Source organism: Plantactinospora sp. B6F1 (assembly GCF_040120695.1).
Lineage (GTDB): Bacteria > Actinomycetota > Actinomycetes > Mycobacteriales > Micromonosporaceae > Plantactinospora.
In genome coordinates this window covers 1-17,986 of the sequence record NZ_JBEEAC010000008.1, presented here as the reverse complement: position 1 = coordinate 17,986, position 17,986 = coordinate 1, and the positions used below count along the sequence as shown (strand labels likewise).

Here is a 17,986-nt window from a genome sequence, read left to right as displayed (position 1 = left end):
AACCGCATCGGCAGACGTCAGCGGCGACCGGCCGGCGGGCATCCCGCCGTCGACCGGCGGCGGACCGGCCGACTGGCGGACACCCCGGCAGGCCACATACGGTGCGTGGCCGTGGAGCAGCAACGCAACTTTCCGGAAGAGCAGACCTCCGGCTGGCGGGCCGACGACCATGGCTACCCCGACCAGCGCTGGCACGGCCTCGGCGAGGACCGTTACGCCGACGACGAACAGCCGGCAGCGCCGCCCCAGCGCGGTGGTCCGGCACCGGACGGCCGCTACGACCGATCCTTCGACGCCAGCACCGACCGGTACGCCGATCCAGCCCGGTACGGGGCATCGTCGCGTCCCACCGGTCCGGAACCGTACGCGGCGCCGGACCCGCGCGGCGGGAACCCACTGGACGGCGGCGGATACCCCGGCTTCGTACCGACGGGTGCCGCTGATCCCGCCCGGCCATCCCTGGACGTCCCGTTGCCGAGCTTCGGCGCCACCCCGACCGGCACCGGATCGGGGTATCCGCCCAGCCCCTGGGCTGCGGATCCGTCCGGACAGCAGGCCGGCGCCACGGCACCCGGTGCGGCCGACGTCACCGGTCGGCACGATGCCGGCCCGTCCGGCCCGGACCAGGGTTGGGGCGGCGGCCGGCATGGCGCCGGGCCGGCCGGCCCGGCGCGGCCGGCTGGCGAGGTCGCCGATCCGGGAGGGCCGCCCAGGAGCGCCGACCATGGCCCCTCGCCGTTGACCGGCTACCCGATCGTCCAGCCGAGCCGCAGCGCCGATCCCGTCGCGTCGGTTCGCAGCAGCGCCGATCCCGTCCAGCCCGTCCGTGGCGCCGATCCGGTCCAGTCCGTCAGTGGCGGCGCTCCCGCCCAGTCCGTCGGTGGCGGCGCTCCCGCCCAGTCCGTCGGTGGCGGCGCTCCCGCCCAGTCCGTCGGTGGCGGCGCCCATGCCCAGTCCGGTGGTGGCGGTGAGGGCTGGCGGTCGGGCCCCGGCGGTGATCCCGCCCTCTCCGGCAGTGGTCATGAGGGCGGGCAACCGGGTCGTGGCGCCGACCAGACCGGCGTGCTGGACCAGCCGACGAACCTGGTGCCGCAGATCGACCCGCGTGCCGGCGTGGGTGGCGTACCGGGCGGTGCCGACCCGGGCCAGCGCGCCGAGGCGATCGACCCGGCGGGGCCGTACCGGTCGAGCACCGCCGGCGCCCCCGGCCAGCCGGCACCGGGGCTGCCCGGCGGACTCGGCCTCCCGCCCGGCGACGGCGTGTACCGGACCCGTCGGCCGGCACTGGCCGTGATCCTGGTGCTTCTCGTGGTGATTTTCGAGGTGCCGGCGGTACGCCTGCTTCTCGACGGAGCACTCGGTGATCCGGTCCTGCCGTCAGCGCTGCTCTCCGGGACCTTCCTGGTGCTGGGACTGCCGATTTTCGCCGTCGGCCTGTACGGTCTCGCCACCAGCGCCGCCGTCCTGGCCGATCCGGCTCGCGGATGGCTTCGCCCGCCGACCGGCTATCTCAGTATCGGCCTGGTGCTCTTCGTGGCGGCGGCGCTCGCGGCCGGCTGACGCCCGCCCGGCGGTGGGACGCGGAACGGGCGGGGCGTCGAAGGGGCGGGACGCGGAACGGGCGGAACGTCGAAGGGGCGGGACGCGGAACGGGTGCGACGCGGACTCGGCGTCGAGGCGGCTGGCCGCATCGCCCGGACCAGGGGTGACGACCGGGGCATTCGGGGACAGCGTGCCCGGATGAGGCCGCCCACCTGGGCATCCGCCGGTCAGGTTGACCGGATCTGGCGGTGAGCGATGGCGGGTGGGGGTTTGTGCGCTGGTGGGCGCGGCGGGGCGTACACTTGGCGATTGGCGACCGCCTCGCGCGGTCGACCTCGCGTGCCCTCTCCACGGTTCGTCCGTGGGGCGACGGCCCCCTGGTCCCGATTTCCCATCGGGTCCGCCATGGCCGGCGATCAGGCACCAGGACGCCAGGCCGCCGGCCCGGCGTGACAACCAGGGACAACCGAGGAGTACCCCACCATGGCCGTCGTGACCATGCGTCAGCTGCTGGAGAGCGGTGTCCACTTCGGGCACCAGACCCGGCGCTGGAACCCGAAGATGAAGCGCTTCATCTTCACCGAGCGTAACGGCATCTACATCATCGACCTGCGGCAGACTCTCGACTACATCGAGAAGGCGTACGACTTCGTGCGCGGGACCGTCGCCGAGGGCGGCAGCATCCTCTTCGTGGGTACCAAGAAGCAGGCCCAGGAGGCGATCGCCGAGCAGGCGACCCGGGTCGGCCAGCCGTACGTGAACCACCGCTGGCTGGGTGGCATGCTTACCAACTTCCAGACGGTCTACAAGCGGCTGCAGCGGATGAAGGAGCTGGAGGCTCTCGGCGACCTGTCGGGCACCGCGCAGGGCTACACCAAGAAGGAGACCCTGCAGCTCTCCCGCGAGAAGGACAAGCTGTCGCGCACCCTCGGTGGTCTGCGGGACATGCAGAAGGTCCCGGCCGCGATCTGGGTGGTCGACACCAAGAAGGAGCACATCGCCGTCGACGAGGCCCGTAAGCTGGGCATTCCGGTCATCGCCGTCCTCGACACCAACTGCGACCCGGACGAGGTCGACTTCCCGATCCCGGGCAACGACGACGCGATCCGCTCCGCCGAGCTGCTGACCAAGGTGATCGCGGCGGCCGTCGGTGACGGGCTGATCGCCCGTTCCGGCAAGCGCCGGGGGACCGACGAGAAGCCCGAGCCGGGTGTGGTCGGCGCTGGCGAGCCGCTCGCCGAGTGGGAGCGCGAGCTGATCGAGGACAACGAGAAGAAGGCGTCCGGCGAGGCGGAGCGGAAGGCCGGCGAGCCGGCGGGCGTCGCCGCCGCCGAGTGATCTTCGTGTCGGGAACCGCCGGCTGATCGTCGCAGCCGGCGGGTCCCGAACCGCTACGAGTCACGGCGCGGATACGTACCGATCGGGGTAGTCCGCAGAAGCACCACGAATCAGCCGCGTTACACACCGAAGAGAGAGTCATGTCCAACTTCACCGCCGCGGACGTCAAGAAGCTCCGGGACCTCACCGGCGCCGGCATGATGGACTGCAAGAAGGCCCTCACCGAGGCCGAGGGCGACTTCGACAAGGCCGTCGAGATTCTGCGCGTCAAGGGCGTCAAGGACGTCGGCAAGCGGGCCGGCCGGACGGCCGCCAATGGCCTGGTGGCGCACTCCGGCAAGGCGCTGCTCGAACTCAACTGCGAAACGGACTTCGTCGCCAAGAACGCCGACTTCATCGCGTTCGCCCAGCTCCTGGTGGAGCACGGCGCGCAGGCCGGGGTCGCCGACGCCGAGGCGCTGCTCGGCAGCACGCTGCCCGACGGCCGGACCGTCGCCGACGCCGTGCAGGAGCAGTCGGCCAAGATCGGTGAGAAGCTGGTGCTCAACCGCTTCGCCGTCCTGGACGGGACCGTCGCGGTGTACCTGCACCGCAAGGCGCAGGACCTGCCGCCGCAGGTCGGCGTGCTGGTGGAGTACAGCGGCAAGGCCGACGAGGCGGGCGACGCCGACGCGCGCGCCGTCGCTATGCAGATCGCCGCGATGCGTCCCAAGTACCTGACCCGGGACGAGGTGCCGGCCGAGACCGTCGCCTCCGAGCGGCACATCGCCGAGCAGACCGCCCGGGAGGAGGGCAAGCCCGAGGCCGCCCTGGCGAAGATCGTCGAGGGTCGGGTGAACGCCTTCTTCAAGGACTACGTCCTGACCGAGCAGGCCTCGGTCGCCGACAACAAGAAGTCGGTCAAGCAGGTGCTGGCCGAGGCCGGCATCGAGGTGACCCGGTTCGTCCGCTTCGAGGTGGGTCAGGCCTGAGTCGTTACCGTGGGCCCGGGTCGCCGTGACCGGACCTGCGGTGGGAGTCGACACGGACGGGAGGCCGCAGGTGTACGTGACGGACACCGCGGCCTCCTCGTCACGTAGGGTCAGCAGCGGCAGGATGGCTGAACTGGGCGCCGGCGTACCGGTGTGGGAAGGCGGGTCGGATGACGCAGGTTGTGAGTGACCGGACCCTGGCGGCGGACGACCCGACGGCACCGCCTCCCGGGCGGCCCCGCCGGGTGGTACTCAAACTCTCCGGTGAGGTTTTCGGCGGTGGGGCGATCGGCGTCGATCCGGACGTCGTCCAGGCCATCGCGCGGCAGATCGCAACCGTGGTACGCCGGGGCGTGCAGGTCTCGGTGGTGGTCGGCGGCGGGAACTTCTTCCGTGGCGCGGAGTTGCAGAAGCGTGGCATGGACCGGGCCCGGGCCGACTACATGGGCATGCTCGGTACCGTGATGAACTGCCTCGCCCTCCAGGACTTCCTGGAGAAGGAGGAGATCGAGACCCGGGTGCAGAGTGCGATCACGATGGCCCAGGTCGCCGAGCCGTACATCCCGCTGCGCGCCATCCGGCACCTGGAGAAGGGCCGAGTGGTGATCTTCGGCGCGGGTGCCGGGATGCCGTACTTCTCCACCGACACCGTCGCGGCGCAGCGGGCGCTGGAGATCCGCGCCGACGTGGTACTGATGAGCAAGAACGGGGTGGACGGCGTCTATACCGCCGATCCGCGTACCGACCCCGGTGCCAGCAAGCTTGACAAGATCACCTTCTCCGAGGTGCTGCGTCGCGGTCTCCGGGTCGCCGACGCCGCCGCGTTCAGTCTGTGCGAGGAGAATGGCCTACCGATGCTGGTGTTCGGCGCGGAGGGCGACGACACCATCATCCGAGCGGTAGCCGGCGAGCCGATCGGTACGTTGATCACGACGTGAGTCGGGCAGGTTCCCGGGCCGGCGGTGGGGGCCCGGGTGGAGATTTCGGGAGCAGTAGCCAGCAGAGGGAGGCGAAGGAGCAGGTGATCGACGACACCCTCCTCGAGGCCGAGGAGAAGATGGAGCGCGCGGTCGAGCACGCCAAGGAGGAGTTTGGCGCAATCCGTACCGGGCGGGCCACTCCGGCGATGTTCTCCAAGATCATAATCGACTACTACGGCAGCCCCACCCCGCTGACCCAGATGGCCTCGGTCGGGGTGCCCGAGCCGCGGATGGCGATCATCAAGCCGTACGACGCGTCGCAGCTGCACGCCATGGAGAAGGCGATCCGCGACTCCGACCTCGGCGTGAACCCGAACAACGAGGGCACCCAGCTGCGCATCCTGCTGCCGCAGATGACCGAGGAACGGCGCCGGGACATGATCAAGGTGGCCCGGCACAAGGGCGAGGAAGCCAAGGTGGCGATCCGGAACGTCCGTCGGCGTGCCAAGGAGGAACTCGACCGCATCGTCAAGGACGGCGAGGCGGGCGAGGACGACGGGCGGCGTGCCGAGAAGGAGCTGGACGACCTCACCCACAGGTACGTCTCGCACGTGGACGAGTTGGTGAAACACAAGGAAACCGAGTTGCTCGAGGTCTGATGTCCCACGTCGACCCCTACGGCGGTACCGCGGAGCCGCGTGGCCGGCAGCGGCCGGAGCAACCACGTGGCCCCGAATGGTCCCGTGGCCCGGGGCAGCAGGACGGACCGTCGGGCCGACAGCGAGCGGCCGGCGACGACGACACCTGGGCTCGGGCGCGGCACGGCGGTGCCGCGCCCGACCCCTATGCGGTCGCGCCCGACCCCTATTCGGCACCGACGGACGCGTACCCGGCCGTGCCGAACGGCTATCCGGGTGCGGCGGAGACCCATCCCGCGGTGCCCCAGGGCAGTCCGGGGGCGGTCGACGGCTACCCCGGGGCCGGTCGGCGGGCGGGCGGGCCAGCCGGGCAGCGCGCCGACCGGCTGGCCGAGGGCGTACCGGACCCGTCGCTGGCCGAGGGCGTCGGTCCGGCCGGTCGGCCGGGCAGGCGCGGGAGTTGGCACGGCAGACCGGATCCGACGGTGGAGCGGCCGCCTCCCGGGCCGGCTGGTGGACCGGCGCGTTCCGAGGCCGGCCGGGCGACCTACCGCGACAGGCCCGACCGGCCCGATTGGCTCGACCTGTCCGACCGGCCTGACAGGCCGGACGAGGCCTGGGTCGGCGCCGAGCCGGCGGCGGACGCCCCGACCAACCCGGTCGGCTGGCCGTTGGTCGATCCGGTTCCGCAACCGGATCCCGAACCTGCACCCGAACCCGTGCCGCCGGTCCGAGCCGGCCGAGGGCGGCGTAGGGCGACCCGGTCCGGCAAGCCTGCCGGGCAGTCCCGGGCGGGCCGGAACCTGCCGGCCGCGATCGGTGTGGGGCTGGCGCTCGGTGCGGCGATCGTCGTGCCGCTCTTCCTGTTCCGGCCGGCGTTCCTGCTCGTGGTGGCGCTCGCGGTCAGCGTCGGCATCTGGGAGATGACCCGTGCGGTACGCCCCGCCGGGATGCGACCGCCGCTCGTGCCGCTGGTCGCCGGTGGGCTGCTGATGGTCGGACTCGCCTGGTGGGCCGGCCCCGACGCGCTCAGCCTCGGGCTGCTGGTGACCGTACTCGCCACCATGGTCTGGCGACTCGGGGACGGGCCGGCCGGCTACCAGCGGGACATGACCGCCGCCGCTCTCATCGCGGTCTACGTGCCGTTCCTCGGCGGGTTCGCGGCGCTGCTCGCCGCCGAGCCGGCCGACGGTGACCTGCGGATACTTGCCACCCTGGTCGCGGTGGTCCTCTCCGACACCGGTGGCTACGCCGCCGGAGTCGCCTTCGGCAAGCATCCGATGGCTCCCTCGGTGAGCCCGAAGAAGTCCTGGGAGGGCTTCGCCGGCTCGGTGCTGGCGGCCGCGGTGGGCAGCTCCCTGCTCCTGGCGTACCTGCTCGACGTGCAGCTGTGGTGGGGTGCCCTCTTCGGGGTGGCGGTCTCGGTCGCGGCCGTCCTGGGCGATCTCGCCGAATCCATGATCAAGCGGGACCTGAAGGTCAAGGACATGAGCAACCTGCTACCGGGGCACGGTGGACTGATGGACCGGCTGGACTCGATCCTCTTCGCGGTGCCCACCGCCTACCTGCTGCTGGCGATCTTCGCTCCGGCCGGTTGAGAGGTGAGATGAGCCTGCACATCCGCGCGCCGAGGGCCTGGTCAGGGGTTCGGCACCTCCGGCCAGGTGCGTTGTCGCGCGGACGTGGGAGACTGGACAGGCCATGACGAGCCTGCCCTTGATCCAGATTGCGCCGGACGATCCGACCCGGTCCCCGTCGCGTCGCGCGGCGATGCCGCCCCGACACCTCGCCGACCTCGATCTGCCCGGCCGGCAGGCGGCCGTCGCCGAGCTGGGGGAGCCCGCGTTCCGGGCCCGGCAGATCTCCACGCACTACTTCGGGCGGCTTGTCCGTGACCCGGCGCGGATGACCGACCTGCCCGCCGCGGTACGGGACCGGATCGCGGCCGACCTGCTGCCGAACCTGCTCACCCCGGTACGCGAGGTCGCCACCGACGATGGCGCGACCCGCAAGGCGTTGTGGCGGTTGCACGACGGCTCGCTGGTGGAGAGCGTGCTGATGGGTTACCCGGACCGGGTCACCGTCTGCATCTCCAGCCAGGCCGGCTGCGGCATGGCCTGTCCGTTCTGCGCCACCGGCCAGGCCGGGCTGACCCGCAACCTCTCCACCGCCGAGATCGTGGACCAGGCCGTGCAGCTCGCCGGGGTGGCCGCGTCCGGCGTGATCGCCGGGGCACCGTCCCGGCTGTCCCACGTGGTCTTCATGGGCATGGGCGAGCCGCTCGCCAACTACGCGCGGGTGGTTGCCGCCGTCCGGCGGTTGACCGAGCCCGCACCGGAGGGGCTCGGCCTCTCACAGCGGCACATCACCGTCTCCACGGTCGGCCTGGTCCCCGCGATGCGGCGGCTGGCCGAGGAGGGACTCTCGGTGACTCTTGCGTTGTCGCTGCATGCGCCCGATGATGAGCTGCGCGACGAACTGGTTCCGGTTAACCAGCGGTGGAAGGTTGCCGAGGTGCTGGACGCCGCATGGCACTACGCGGAGCGCACAGGGCGTCGGGTGTCCATTGAATACGCGATGATCAGAGATGTGAACGACCAGCCATGGCGGGCCGACCTTCTCGGTCGGCTGCTGGCCGGCCGACTGACCCACGTCAACCTGATCCCGCTCAACCCGACTCCGGGAAGCCGATGGGACGCGAGCCCCAAGCCGGTGGAGCGGGAGTTCGTCCGGCGGCTCCGGGCGGCCGGTGTCTCGACGACCGTCCGGGACACCCGGGGGCGCGAGATCGACGGGGCGTGCGGCCAGCTGGCCGCCGCGGCGGTGACGCAGTGAGCGACCGGGTCGACAGGCTTAGTAGTGCCGATTGCGGCGCCGACGCGCGTGGCGGGGCGGCGGCGTGAGCGAGCGAAGCGAGCGAGCGAACCAGGAGACATAGTGGCGAGTCAGGGTCAGCGTTTCCGGCGCAAGGCGCTCCGGCGGGGCTACAAGGTCGATGAGGTGGACACGTTCCTGGATCGTGTCGAGGCCACGCTCGCCGGTGAGTCGCTGGGCGCGCCCGTTGCCGCCCAGGAGGTGCACGACGTCGTCTTCCGGGTGCGCTTCGGCGGATACGACGAGTGGCAGGTGGACCTGCACCTCGACCGGGTGGAGCGGCAGATCGCCGAGCTGGAGGAGCGCGGCGGCGGTCGGGGCGGCGGCCCGCGGCTGACCGACCGAGGAGCCCCGGACCGGATGGGCCCGCCCGACCGGATGGGCCCGCCGATGCGTGACGACCGAGGGCTCCCGCCCGGCCAGCTTCCGCCGCGGCCGATGCCGGCCCAGGCAGGCCCGCCCAACGATCCCTACGGTCAGTACGACGAGCCGACCGGCACCTTCAGCGGCGGCTTCGGCGGCCAGCGGGGTGGGTTTGATCCGCAGCGTGCCGGGGCGGAGCCGCCGTCGCGTGGTGGTTTCGATCCTCAGCGGGGTGGGTTTGATCCGCAGCGTGCCGGGATGGAGCCGCCGTCGCGTGGTGGTTTCGATCCTCAGCGGGGTGGGTTTGATCCGCAGCGTGCCGGGGCGGAGCCGCCGTCGCGTGGTGGTTTCGATCCTCAGCGGGGTGGTCCGCCGGAGCCTCAGCGTGGTGGGTTCGACCCGCAGCGGGGTGGGTTCGACCCGCAGCGCGGCCCGGGGGCAGCACTTCCTCCGCGCGCACCCGGCGGCCCGGCTGCTCCGGGTGGTCCCCCCGGCGGCTTCGGGCCGGACGAGCGCTTCGACGGTTTCGACACGGGTCGGCCCGGCCGGGCCGACATGACGGCCGAGATTCGGATGCCGGACCGGGACCAACGTGGTCCGGGGCGCGGCATGGGCGATGCCCTACCGCCGATGCCGGGGCCGGCCGGCGGGCCGCCGATGGGAGGGCCACCGGCGGGCGGCCCGGGGCTCGGCGGTCCGCCGATGATGGGTCCGCCCGGTAGCGACATGGCCCGGATCGATCACATCCGGCGCTCTTTCCAGGTACGCCGGTTCGGCAGCGGCTACGACCCGGACCAGGTCGACCGGTTGTTCGAGGGGATCCTCGGCAGCATGGCGGGGCGGGGCCCGATGCCGGTCAACCCGGCCGACCTCGACACCACCCGGTTCGGGCTGGTGCCGGGCGGCTATTTCGAGGCCGAGGTCGACGCCGCGCTCAAGGAGGTCAAGGACCTGCTACTGGGCCAGTGATCCGCCTCGGCGGCCAGTCGCGCATCCGGCCGGGGTCAGGAACGCAGGCCGTTGCGGCGCAGGATCGCGTCGCCGACGACGGCTAGGACCAGGGCGGCGGCGATCGCTCCGAGCCAGATCTTCGCGATGCCGCTGACCTCGTTGTTGTTGAACATCATCGACACCAGCACCGCCGCGGAGAGGATCGCGCCGATCCGGCCCGCCCTGCGGTGTCCCGGCTTGCGTTGGTCGGGTGACGTCACCGGCTCGCTTCCAGCCACTTTCCGGTCCTTCCTCACGATCGGATGCTGGTAAGTCTGGCATGTGCCGCCGGGGACACGGCGCACGGGCCGGCCCTTCCGGCACGCTTCGGCTCCCGCCGCGAGGCTCCGGCGCGATCGGGTGGCGCAACCCGGCGTCGCGGGTAGACCGGTACGGGGCCTCCGGTAGCGTTTGGGCGTAGGCCTTCGATCGCCGGTGGCGAGGGATGGGATTGTCGATGTCTAGGGGGACTGTGCGGTGCGTTTGACCGGTACGGGACACGCGAGTATGCGGATCGACACCGGTGCGGGCAGCATCCTGTGCGACCCGTGGGTCAACCCTGCCTACTTCGCCTCATGGTTCCCTTTCCCGGACAATTCACAGCTTGACTGGGAGACCCTCGGCGACGTCGACTACCTCTACGTCTCCCACCTGCACCGGGACCACTTCGACGCGGCGCACCTCAAGCGTTTCGTCTCGAAGAAGGCCACCGTCCTGCTGCCGGAGTACCCGACCTCGGAGCTGGAGGACGAGCTGCGGGAGCTGGGCTTCACCAGCTTCCTGCGGACGAAGAGCGACGAGGTCGTGGAGCTGGACGGCGGCCTGAAAGTGATGATCCAGGCGCTGACCAGTCCCACCGACGGCCCGATCGGTGACTCCTCGCTCTGGGTGGAGTACGACGGCGTACGCCTGTTGAACCAGAACGACGCCCGCCCCACCGACCTCGGGGTCTTCGCCGAGCTGGGGCACGTGCACGCGCACCTGCTCCAGTTCTCCGGCGCGATCTGGTACCCGATGGTCTACGAGCTGCCCAGCGCCGCGAAGACCGCGTTCGGCAAGCAGAAGCGGGACCGACAGATGGACCGGACCATCCGCTACATCGACGACCTCAAGGCGTCCTGGGTGTTCCCGATCGCCGGTCCGCCGTGCTTCCTCGACGACGAGCTGTGGCAGTTCAACGACATCCACGGCGACGAGGGGAACATCTTCCCCGACCAGCAGGTCTTCCTCGACCACTACACCGGGCTCGGCTACGACAACGGGGTGATCCTGCTCCCCGGCACCGTCTCCGAGATCGGTACGGACAGCGTGCACACCACCCACCCGGTGCCGGACGTGCGGGAGTTCTTCGCGGGTAAGGAAGAGCACCTGCGGGCGTACCAGGAACGGTCCCGGCCGGTGATCGAGGCGGCGAAGGCGTCCTGGCGGCACCCCGAGATCGACGTTCTGGCCGAGATGAAGCGCCGGATCGAGCCGCTGCTGGACGAGTCGATCTACCTCGCCAAGGGTGTCGGCGGGCCGGTCCGGTTCGACCTGGTGGGCTACGACGGGGAGAGCGTCGAGTCGATCCTGGTGGACTTCCCGGGCAAGGAGGTCCGGCCGTACGCGGACGAGAAGGTGCGCTACCGGTTCCGTACCGAGCGGGCGCTGATCGAGCATCTGCTGCACATCGAGGAGGTGGACTGGGTCAACTCGCTCTTCCTCTCCTGCCGGTTCTCGGCGGCCCGGATCGGCCAGTACAACGAGTTCGTCTACGCCTTCTTCAAGTGCCTCTCCGAGGAGCGCCTCCAGTACGCCGAGGGCTGGTACGACGAGCACGAGCGGGCCACCGACGCCGAGGATGTCACCATCGGCGACTGGGTGGTGCAGCGGCGCTGCCCGCACCTGAAGGCGGACCTGACCCGGTTCGGCATCGTCGAGGACGGCCAGCTCACCTGTCAGTTGCACGGTTGGCGGTTCGACCTGGCCAGTGGGCGCTGCCTGACCAGCGTCGGGCACTCGATCCGGGCGCACCGGGTCGACGACTGAGCCAGGTGTTGGCAGGGGGCCCTCTACAACGGAAAGCGCCCAGTGCGGGCGCCCTTCCTTACAGCCGGCCGAGGTCGGTGAGGATGCGGCGGGCCGCGTTGTGCCCGGCCGCGCCGATCACGCTGCCGGCGGGGTGGCATCCCGCGCTGCCGGCGTAGAGCCCGTCGATCCCGGTGGCGTAGGGCATCCGGTCGGTGAACGAGACGGTGTTGTCGACGTGGTGGATGTGCCCACCGGTGATCCCGAAGTGCGCCTCGATGCCGGGTGGGGTCAGCGGCACCGCGTCGGCGACCAGTGCACTGGTGCCGGGGGCGTACCGGTCGCAGATCTCCAGTAGCCGGGTCACGTATCCGGGTAGCAACTCGTCCCAGGAACCGTCGGTCGGGGCGTACGGGACGGACTGCACGAAGAGCGCCGACGAGTGGTGCCCGGCCGGGTCGCGCAGCGACGGGTCGACGGTGGTGTGCAGGTACCACTCGATGGTCGGCTCGTCCGGCAGCCGTCCGGCCCGCACGTCCGCCCACATGCCGCGCAGCGCCGCCATCGGCGAGCCGGTCGAGCCAGCCGTCGAGCCGGTCGAGCCAGCTGACGGGCCGGTCGAGCCAGCTGACGGGCCGGTCGACAAGGCCGACGAGCCGGTCGAGCCAGCCGAGCCGGCCGGGGCGGGCAGGAGCGCTGCCGAGCCGGGCAGGAGGTGGATGGTGGCGCCGAACGGGCTCGGCGCACCCTCGGGCAGGCAGGCGAAGTCCGGCAGCCCGGCGAGCGCCAGGTTGACCTTGAGGGTGCTGCCGGTGCGCCGGACCGCCGCCATCCGCTCGGTGAGCGCGGCCGGCAGCGCGCCGTCGGGCACCAGCGCCATCAGCCGGTACGGATCGCCGGCGCCGAGCACCACCCCGGCGGCGACGCTCCGGCCGTCGTCGAGCACGACACCGCTGGCCGCGCCGCCGTCCAGGGTGATCGCGGCGACCGGGGTACCGCCGAACAGCTTCGCCCCGGCGGCCCGGGCGGCGTCGGCGAGGGTCTGGCTGACGGTGCCCATGCCACCGGCCACGATCATCCAGGTGCCGCCCGCGCCGGGCAGCCGGCACATGTTGTGGGCCAGGAAGTTGTGGCCGGTGCCCGGGTCGTCCGGTCCGGCGTTCAGCCCGGAGAGGCCGTCGGTGACCGCGTACATCGAGACCAGCAGCTCGGAGCGGAAGTCGAACCGGGCGAGGTAGTCGGCGACCGAGCCCCGTACCAGGTCTTCGAAGACCTGGCGCAGCGCGGGCCGGATGTAGCGGTCGGCGGTCTCCGGCACCGGCAGCGGCTCGGCCAGCCAGGCCGGCGCGAGGTCGTCGCGGAGCGCGGCGAGTTCGGCCTGCATCGCGTCGTCGGCCGCCACGTCGGCCCGGGAGAAGAACCGTTCCATCTGCTGCCGGGTCGTCTCCCGGTCGGCGCCGAACAGCAGGTACGGCGAGCCGGGGCCGCCCGGGGTGGGCAGGAAGTAGTGCGGGTCCCGGCGCAGCACCGGCAGCTTCACGTCGAGCAGCCGGATCAGCTCCGGCGGCATCAGGCCGAGCAGGTACGAGCCGGTGGAGTGCCGCAGCTCGGGCACCTTCGGAAACGGGTTCTCGGTGCGGGCGGCTCCGCCGAGTGTCTCGGCGGCCTCCAGCACCACCACGTCGAGGCCGGCCCGGGCCAGCAGGATCGCGGACACCAGGCCGTTGTGGCCGGCACCGACGATCACGACGTCGGCGCTGCGGGGTAGCTCGGCGGTCATGCTCCGGAAGCCTAGTTCGGCCGGGCAGCCCCGGGTGCGGGCTTGGCCGGTGTCGGTGTGCGGGTTCCAGGGCGGGGAAGTACCGCGGTGGGCATGGTGAACGATGTTCACCGGAGAGGCACTGCTACGGCCGAGACCTCGGCGGCTGACAGGGAGCGGCGATGTTCGGGTGGTGGGGTGGGACGATGGTCCGGCTCCGGTGGGCGGTGCTCGCCGCCGGCCTGGTGCTGGTCGCGGTCGGGGCGACCTGGGGGACCGGGGTGTTCGGTTCGCTGACCGGCGGCGGCTTCGAGGACCCTGGCAGCGAGTCGGTCCGTACCGACCGGCGGATCACCGCCGAACTCGGCAACCAGGGCGCGGACCTGCTGGTGCTCTACTCCAGCCCGGAGCGCACCGTCGATCAGCCGGCGTTCCGGGACCCGGTCACCGGTACCCTCGACCGGCTCCGCCAGCATCCCGAGGTCGCCAGCGTGACGAGTTGGTACGAGACCCGGGCGCCGGCCCTGCTCGCCGCGGACCGGCACGCCACCTACGCGGCGGTGCGGTTGCGGGCGACCGACCCGGACAGGCAGTCGGAGGTGTACCGGCAACTGCGGCCGACCCTGAGCGCACCCGGGGTCAGCACCGAGGTCGGCGGTACCGTCGCCTTCCTGGTCGAGGCGAACGAGCAGACCACCGAGGACATCACCCGGGCGGAGATGTTCTCCCTGCCGATCCTGCTGGTGCTGCTCATCCTGATCTTCCGTGGGCTGGTCGCCGCCGCGACGCCGTTGCTGGTCGGCGGGCTGGCCATCCTCGGCGGCTTCGTCGCCGTCCGGCTGCTCGGCATGGTCACCGACGTCTCCGTCTTCGCCATCAACATCATCACGTTGATCGGCCTCGGCATGGCCGTCGACTACGCGCTCTTCATCGTCAGCCGGTTCCGGGAGGAACTCGCCGCCGGCCGTCCGAGCACCGAGGCGATCCGGCGCACCATGGGCACCGCCGGCCGGACGGTGATGGTCTCCGGGCTCACCATCGCGACCGCGCTGGCCAGCCTGCTGATCTTCCCGCAGTCGTTCCTCCGCTCCATGGGGTTCGGCGGGATCGCCGCCGTCCTGGTCGCGATGCTCGCCTCGTTGACCGTACTGCCGGCCCTGCTCGCGGTGCTCGGGTCGCGGATCAACGCGCTCGCCGTACGCCTGCCGTGGCGGCGCCGGCCGGACGGTGCCGACCGGGTCGGCACGGCGGGTGTCGGCGGTTCCGGTGCCTGGGCCCGGCTGGCCCGCAGCGTGATGCGCCGACCGGTGCGCTACCTGCTCGGCGTGCTCGCGGTGCTGGTCGTCCTCGCCGCCCCCTCCGTACGGATGGAGGCCGGCGGCTTCGACGAGCGGGTGCTGCCGGCCGACGCGGTGCCCCGGATGGTGGCCGAGCGGATCGAGTCCGACTTCCCGGGCGGCAGCGTCGGCCCGGTCGAGGTGCTCGTCTCCGGTGCGTCGGCGGCGCAGGCGCAGCGGTTCGCCGACGAGGTGCGCCGGGTCCCCGGGGTGACCGGGGTGCAGGTGACCGCTAACAGGGGCGAGCACACCCTGCTGTCGGTGACCTATCCCGGCGAGCCGACCGGCCCGGTGGCGGAGCGGGTGGTCCGGCTCGTCCGGGACCTCCCGGCACCGGCCGGCGCGGAGGTACTCGTCGGTGGCCGGCCCGCCTTCGACGTGGACCTGCTGGAGAGCCTCACCTCGCGGCTGCCGTTGATGGCCCTGATCATGGCGTCTGCAACCCTGGTGCTGCTCTTCCTCGCCTTCGGGTCGGTGCTGCTGCCGATCAAGGCGGTGTTGATGAACCTGGTCTCGATCGGCGCGTCGTTCGGCGTGGTGGTCTGGATCTTCCAGGATGGACATTTCGCCGGCTGGCTCGACTTCACCCCGACCGGATTCATCGAACCGAGCAATCCGATCCTGATGCTGGCGGTGCTCTTCGGGCTCGCCACCGACTACGAGGTCTTCCTGCTCTCCCGGGTGCGTGAGGAGTGGGACGCCACCGGCGACAACACCGCCTCGGTGGCGGCCGGTCTCCAGCACACCGGGCGGATCATCACCGCCGCCGCGCTGCTGCTGATCGTCGTGGTCGCCGGGTTCGCCACCGGTGGCGTGGTCTTCGTCAAGCTGATCGGGGTCGGGATGATCGTGGCGATCGTGGTCGACGCGACCCTGGTGCGGGCGCTGCTGGTGCCGGCCACGATGCGGCTGCTGGGGCGGTGGAACTGGTGGGCGCCGGGTCCGCTGGCCCGGGTCTACCGCCGGTACGGCATCCGCGAGTCGTGGCCGGCTCCGCCGGCGGGCCCGACCGAGGAACTCGGCTCCACCCGGACGGCCACGACCGGCCCGACCGCCTGACAACGCCGGGCCCCGATCGCAACTCCGGCCGGAGCCCTCGGCCGAAACCCCGGTCGAAACTACCGGTCGGCGTCCGAAAGTACCGGTTGAAAAACCTCGAGGTTTCTGCCAGCCTGAAAGCCATCGATAAGTGTGAACGCTCACATGATCTTTCCAGTCGCTGGAGGCGCCTCACGGGAGACCACCATCAGGCCCAGTCACCTGCCAGGTGAGCACGTCCACCACCTGGAGAACCCAGCGCCCGCTGCCACTTCCGGCGGGCGATCGGGGCTATTTCATCGCAACCTCCTACCTGGTCAGGTAGTCAGAGTCGCCTCGCCTCCGGCCGGACCCCTGACGTGCCGACCGGGCGGACTCAGCATCGTCGCCGCCATCTGAGCGGGACCTCCCACCCGAACAGCGACAGCGATTCCCCTATCCCCATCGCTGGAGGAAACAGCATGATTTTCCGGACTCATCCCCTTACCCGAGCCCGACAACGAACACTCCTCCTTTCCGGAACCGCCGCGATAGTTGCGGCCCTCGTGGTGGCGTTGCTGCCCAATCTCGCCCAGGCCGCCGAGACGACCCTCGGGGCCGCCGCGGCCCAGTCCGGCCGGTACTTCGGCGCCGCCGTCGCCGGTGGAAGGCTCGGCGACAGCGCGTACACCTCGATCCTGAACCGCGAGTTCAACAGCGTCACCGCCGAGAACGAAATGAAGATCGACGCGACCGAGCCGCAGCAGAACAACTTCACCTTCGGCAACGCCGACCGGATCGTCAACCACGCCCTCAGCCGTGGTTGGCAGGTGCGCGGTCACACCCTGGCCTGGCACTCGCAGCAGCCGGACTGGATGCGGAGCATGGAGGGCACCGCACTACGACAGGCGATGCTGAACCACGTCACCCGGGTGGCCAGCTACTACCGGGGCAAGGTAGTGGCCTGGGACGTGGTGAACGAGGCGTTCGACGACGGCAACAGCGGCGCCCGCCGCAACTCCAACCTGCAGCGCACCGGCAACGACTGGATCGAGGCCGCGTTCCGGGCCGCCGACGCGGCGGACCCGAACGCGAAGCTCTGCTACAACGACTACAACACCGACAACTGGACCTGGGCCAAGACCCAGGCCGTCTACAACATGGTGCGCGACTTCAAGCAGCGTGGCGTGCCGATCGACTGCGTCGGCTTCCAGTCGCACTTCAACGCCAACTCGCCGTACAACAGCAACTACCGCACCACGCTGTCCAGCTTCGCCGCGCTCGGCGTGGACGTGCAGATCACCGAGCTGGACATCGAGGGCTCCGGCACCACCCAGGCCAACACCTACCGCAACGTGGTCAACGACTGCCTCGCGGTTCCCCGCTGCAACGGCATCACCGTGTGGGGTGTGCGGGACTGCGACTCGTGGCGCTCCAGCGGCACCCCGCTGCTCTTCGACTGCAACGGCAACAAGAAGGCCGCGTACAACTCCACCCTGGAGGCGTTGAACAGCGCCACCCCCGTACCGACCACACCGGGGCCGACTCCCAGCACGCCTGGGCCGACCCCCACCACACCGGCACCGTCGGGACCGATCGATCCGAGCGCGTGGTACGAGGTGTTGAACCGCAACAGCGGCAAGGCGTTGGACGTGTGTGGCGTGTCGACGGCCGACAACGCCTGCATCCAGCAGTACGCCCGCTCCGGCGGGGAGAACCAGCAGTGGCAGTTCGTCGACTCCGGTGACGGCTACTACCTGGTGCGGGCACGGCACTCGGGCAAGGTGCTGGACGTCTCCAACTACTCGACCGCGGATGGCGCCGCGATCGTGCAGTACGCCGAGCACGGTGGGACGAACCAGCAGTTCCGGGCGGTCGACGCCGGTGGCTACATCCGGCTGATCGGACGGGCCAGTGGTAAGGCGGTGGAGGTGCAGAACGCGTCCACCGCGGACAGTGCCCGCGTCGTGCAGTACACCGACCACGGCGGGACGAACCAGCAGTGGCAGTTGGTCCGGGTCGGCGCGCCGCCCGCCACCACCCCGCCGGGGCCGACACCGACGGCCAGCACCACGCCGACGCCGACACAGGGCGCCTACTGCCCCCTTCCGTCGTCGTACCGGTGGTCGTCGACGGGTGCGTTGGCGCAGCCGAGGTCGGGTTGGGTGTCGTTGAAGGACTTCACCTACGCGCCGTACAACGGGCAGCATCTGGTGTACGCGACGACGCA

The 17,986-nt window shown here is 71.2% G+C and carries 13 protein-coding genes; 11 read left to right on the top strand and 2 right to left on the bottom strand.

Annotated elements, in window-relative coordinates; genetic code table 11:
- Positions 1-111 precede the first annotated feature (111 nt).
- The 8 genes from ABNF97_RS13215 to ABNF97_RS13180 all read left to right on the top strand — a co-directional run bounded on the left by ABNF97_RS13215 (position 112) and on the right by ABNF97_RS13180 (position 9,615).
- Positions 112-1,560, top strand: a complete 1,449-nt coding sequence (locus ABNF97_RS13215; RefSeq protein WP_349338702.1) for a hypothetical protein — start codon at positions 112-114, stop codon at positions 1,558-1,560.
- 465 nt (positions 1,561-2,025) lie between these two features.
- Complete coding sequence (gene rpsB, locus ABNF97_RS13210) at positions 2,026-2,880, top strand: 30S ribosomal protein S2 (protein ID WP_130464315.1); 855 nt, start codon at positions 2,026-2,028, stop codon at positions 2,878-2,880.
- A 140-nt stretch (positions 2,881-3,020) separates the two neighbouring features.
- Positions 3,021-3,851 (top strand): translation elongation factor Ts, encoded by an 831-nt coding sequence (tsf, locus tag ABNF97_RS13205; RefSeq protein ID WP_130464314.1) that lies wholly within the window; start codon positions 3,021-3,023, stop codon positions 3,849-3,851.
- Positions 3,852-4,021: 170 nt separating this feature from the next.
- Positions 4,022-4,789, top strand: coding sequence for a UMP kinase (pyrH, locus tag ABNF97_RS13200; RefSeq protein ID WP_130464313.1), 768 nt, complete (start codon positions 4,022-4,024; stop codon positions 4,787-4,789).
- 83 nt (positions 4,790-4,872) lie between these two features.
- Positions 4,873-5,430, top strand: a complete 558-nt coding sequence (frr, locus tag ABNF97_RS13195; protein ID WP_130464312.1) for a ribosome recycling factor — start codon at positions 4,873-4,875, stop codon at positions 5,428-5,430.
- Positions 5,430-7,007, top strand: coding sequence for a phosphatidate cytidylyltransferase (locus ABNF97_RS13190; protein WP_502930482.1), 1,578 nt, complete (start codon positions 5,430-5,432; stop codon positions 7,005-7,007). The genes frr and ABNF97_RS13190 overlap by 1 nt, the downstream gene beginning before the upstream one ends.
- A gap of 103 nt (positions 7,008-7,110) precedes the next feature.
- Complete coding sequence (rlmN, locus tag ABNF97_RS13185; protein ID WP_349338701.1) at positions 7,111-8,244, top strand: dual-specificity RNA methyltransferase RlmN; 1,134 nt, start codon at positions 7,111-7,113, stop codon at positions 8,242-8,244.
- A gap of 102 nt (positions 8,245-8,346) precedes the next feature.
- On the top strand, positions 8,347-9,615 hold the full coding sequence (locus tag ABNF97_RS13180; RefSeq protein WP_349338700.1) for a DivIVA domain-containing protein: 1,269 nt from the start codon (positions 8,347-8,349) through the stop codon (positions 9,613-9,615).
- 35 nt (positions 9,616-9,650) lie between these two features.
- Here the strand turns inward: ABNF97_RS13180 and ABNF97_RS13175 are convergent, their stop codons facing one another.
- Positions 9,651-9,875, bottom strand: a complete 225-nt coding sequence (locus ABNF97_RS13175; RefSeq protein ID WP_130464309.1) for a hypothetical protein — start codon at positions 9,873-9,875, stop codon at positions 9,651-9,653.
- A 238-nt stretch (positions 9,876-10,113) separates the two neighbouring features.
- Between ABNF97_RS13175 and ABNF97_RS13170 the strand changes: the two genes are divergently transcribed.
- Positions 10,114-11,664: a Rieske 2Fe-2S domain-containing protein gene (locus tag ABNF97_RS13170; protein ID WP_130464308.1), complete on the top strand. Its 1,551-nt coding sequence runs from the start codon at positions 10,114-10,116 to the stop codon at positions 11,662-11,664.
- Between the two features lie 58 nt (positions 11,665-11,722).
- Here ABNF97_RS13170 and ABNF97_RS13165 read toward each other — a convergent pair whose 3' ends face one another.
- On the bottom strand, positions 11,723-13,423 hold the full coding sequence (locus ABNF97_RS13165) for a phytoene desaturase family protein (RefSeq protein WP_349338699.1): 1,701 nt from the start codon (positions 13,421-13,423) through the stop codon (positions 11,723-11,725).
- A 161-nt stretch (positions 13,424-13,584) separates the two neighbouring features.
- On the opposite strand from ABNF97_RS13165, the gene ABNF97_RS13160 reads away from it, so the two are divergent.
- The gene (locus ABNF97_RS13160; protein ID WP_349338698.1) at positions 13,585-15,798 is read left to right on the top strand and encodes an MMPL family transporter; all 2,214 of its coding nucleotides are present in this window, start codon (positions 13,585-13,587) and stop codon (positions 15,796-15,798) included.
- Between the two features lie 533 nt (positions 15,799-16,331).
- A partial coding sequence (locus ABNF97_RS13155) for a glycoside hydrolase family 10 protein (RefSeq protein WP_349338807.1) occupies positions 16,332-17,986 on the top strand: 1,655 nt, incomplete at its 3' end.

What these genes read in the sequence shown, in the direction of transcription:
- rpsB (WP_130464315.1), top strand. Translation starts at nt 2,026, where the DNA reads ATGGCCGTCGTGACCATGCGTCAGCTGCTGGAGAGCGGTGTCCACTTC.
- tsf (WP_130464314.1), top strand. Translation starts at nt 3,021, where the DNA reads ATGTCCAACTTCACCGCCGCGGACGTCAAGAAGCTCCGGGACCTCACC.
- pyrH (WP_130464313.1), top strand. Translation starts at nt 4,022, where the DNA reads ATGACGCAGGTTGTGAGTGACCGGACCCTGGCGGCGGACGACCCGACG.
- ABNF97_RS13190 (WP_502930482.1), top strand. Translation starts at nt 5,430, where the DNA reads ATGTCCCACGTCGACCCCTACGGCGGTACCGCGGAGCCGCGTGGCCGG.
- rlmN (WP_349338701.1), top strand. Translation starts at nt 7,111, where the DNA reads ATGACGAGCCTGCCCTTGATCCAGATTGCGCCGGACGATCCGACCCGG.
- ABNF97_RS13165 (WP_349338699.1), bottom strand. Translation starts at nt 13,423, where the DNA reads ATGACCGCCGAGCTACCCCGCAGCGCCGACGTCGTGATCGTCGGTGCC.
- ABNF97_RS13160 (WP_349338698.1), top strand. Translation starts at nt 13,585, where the DNA reads ATGTTCGGGTGGTGGGGTGGGACGATGGTCCGGCTCCGGTGGGCGGTG.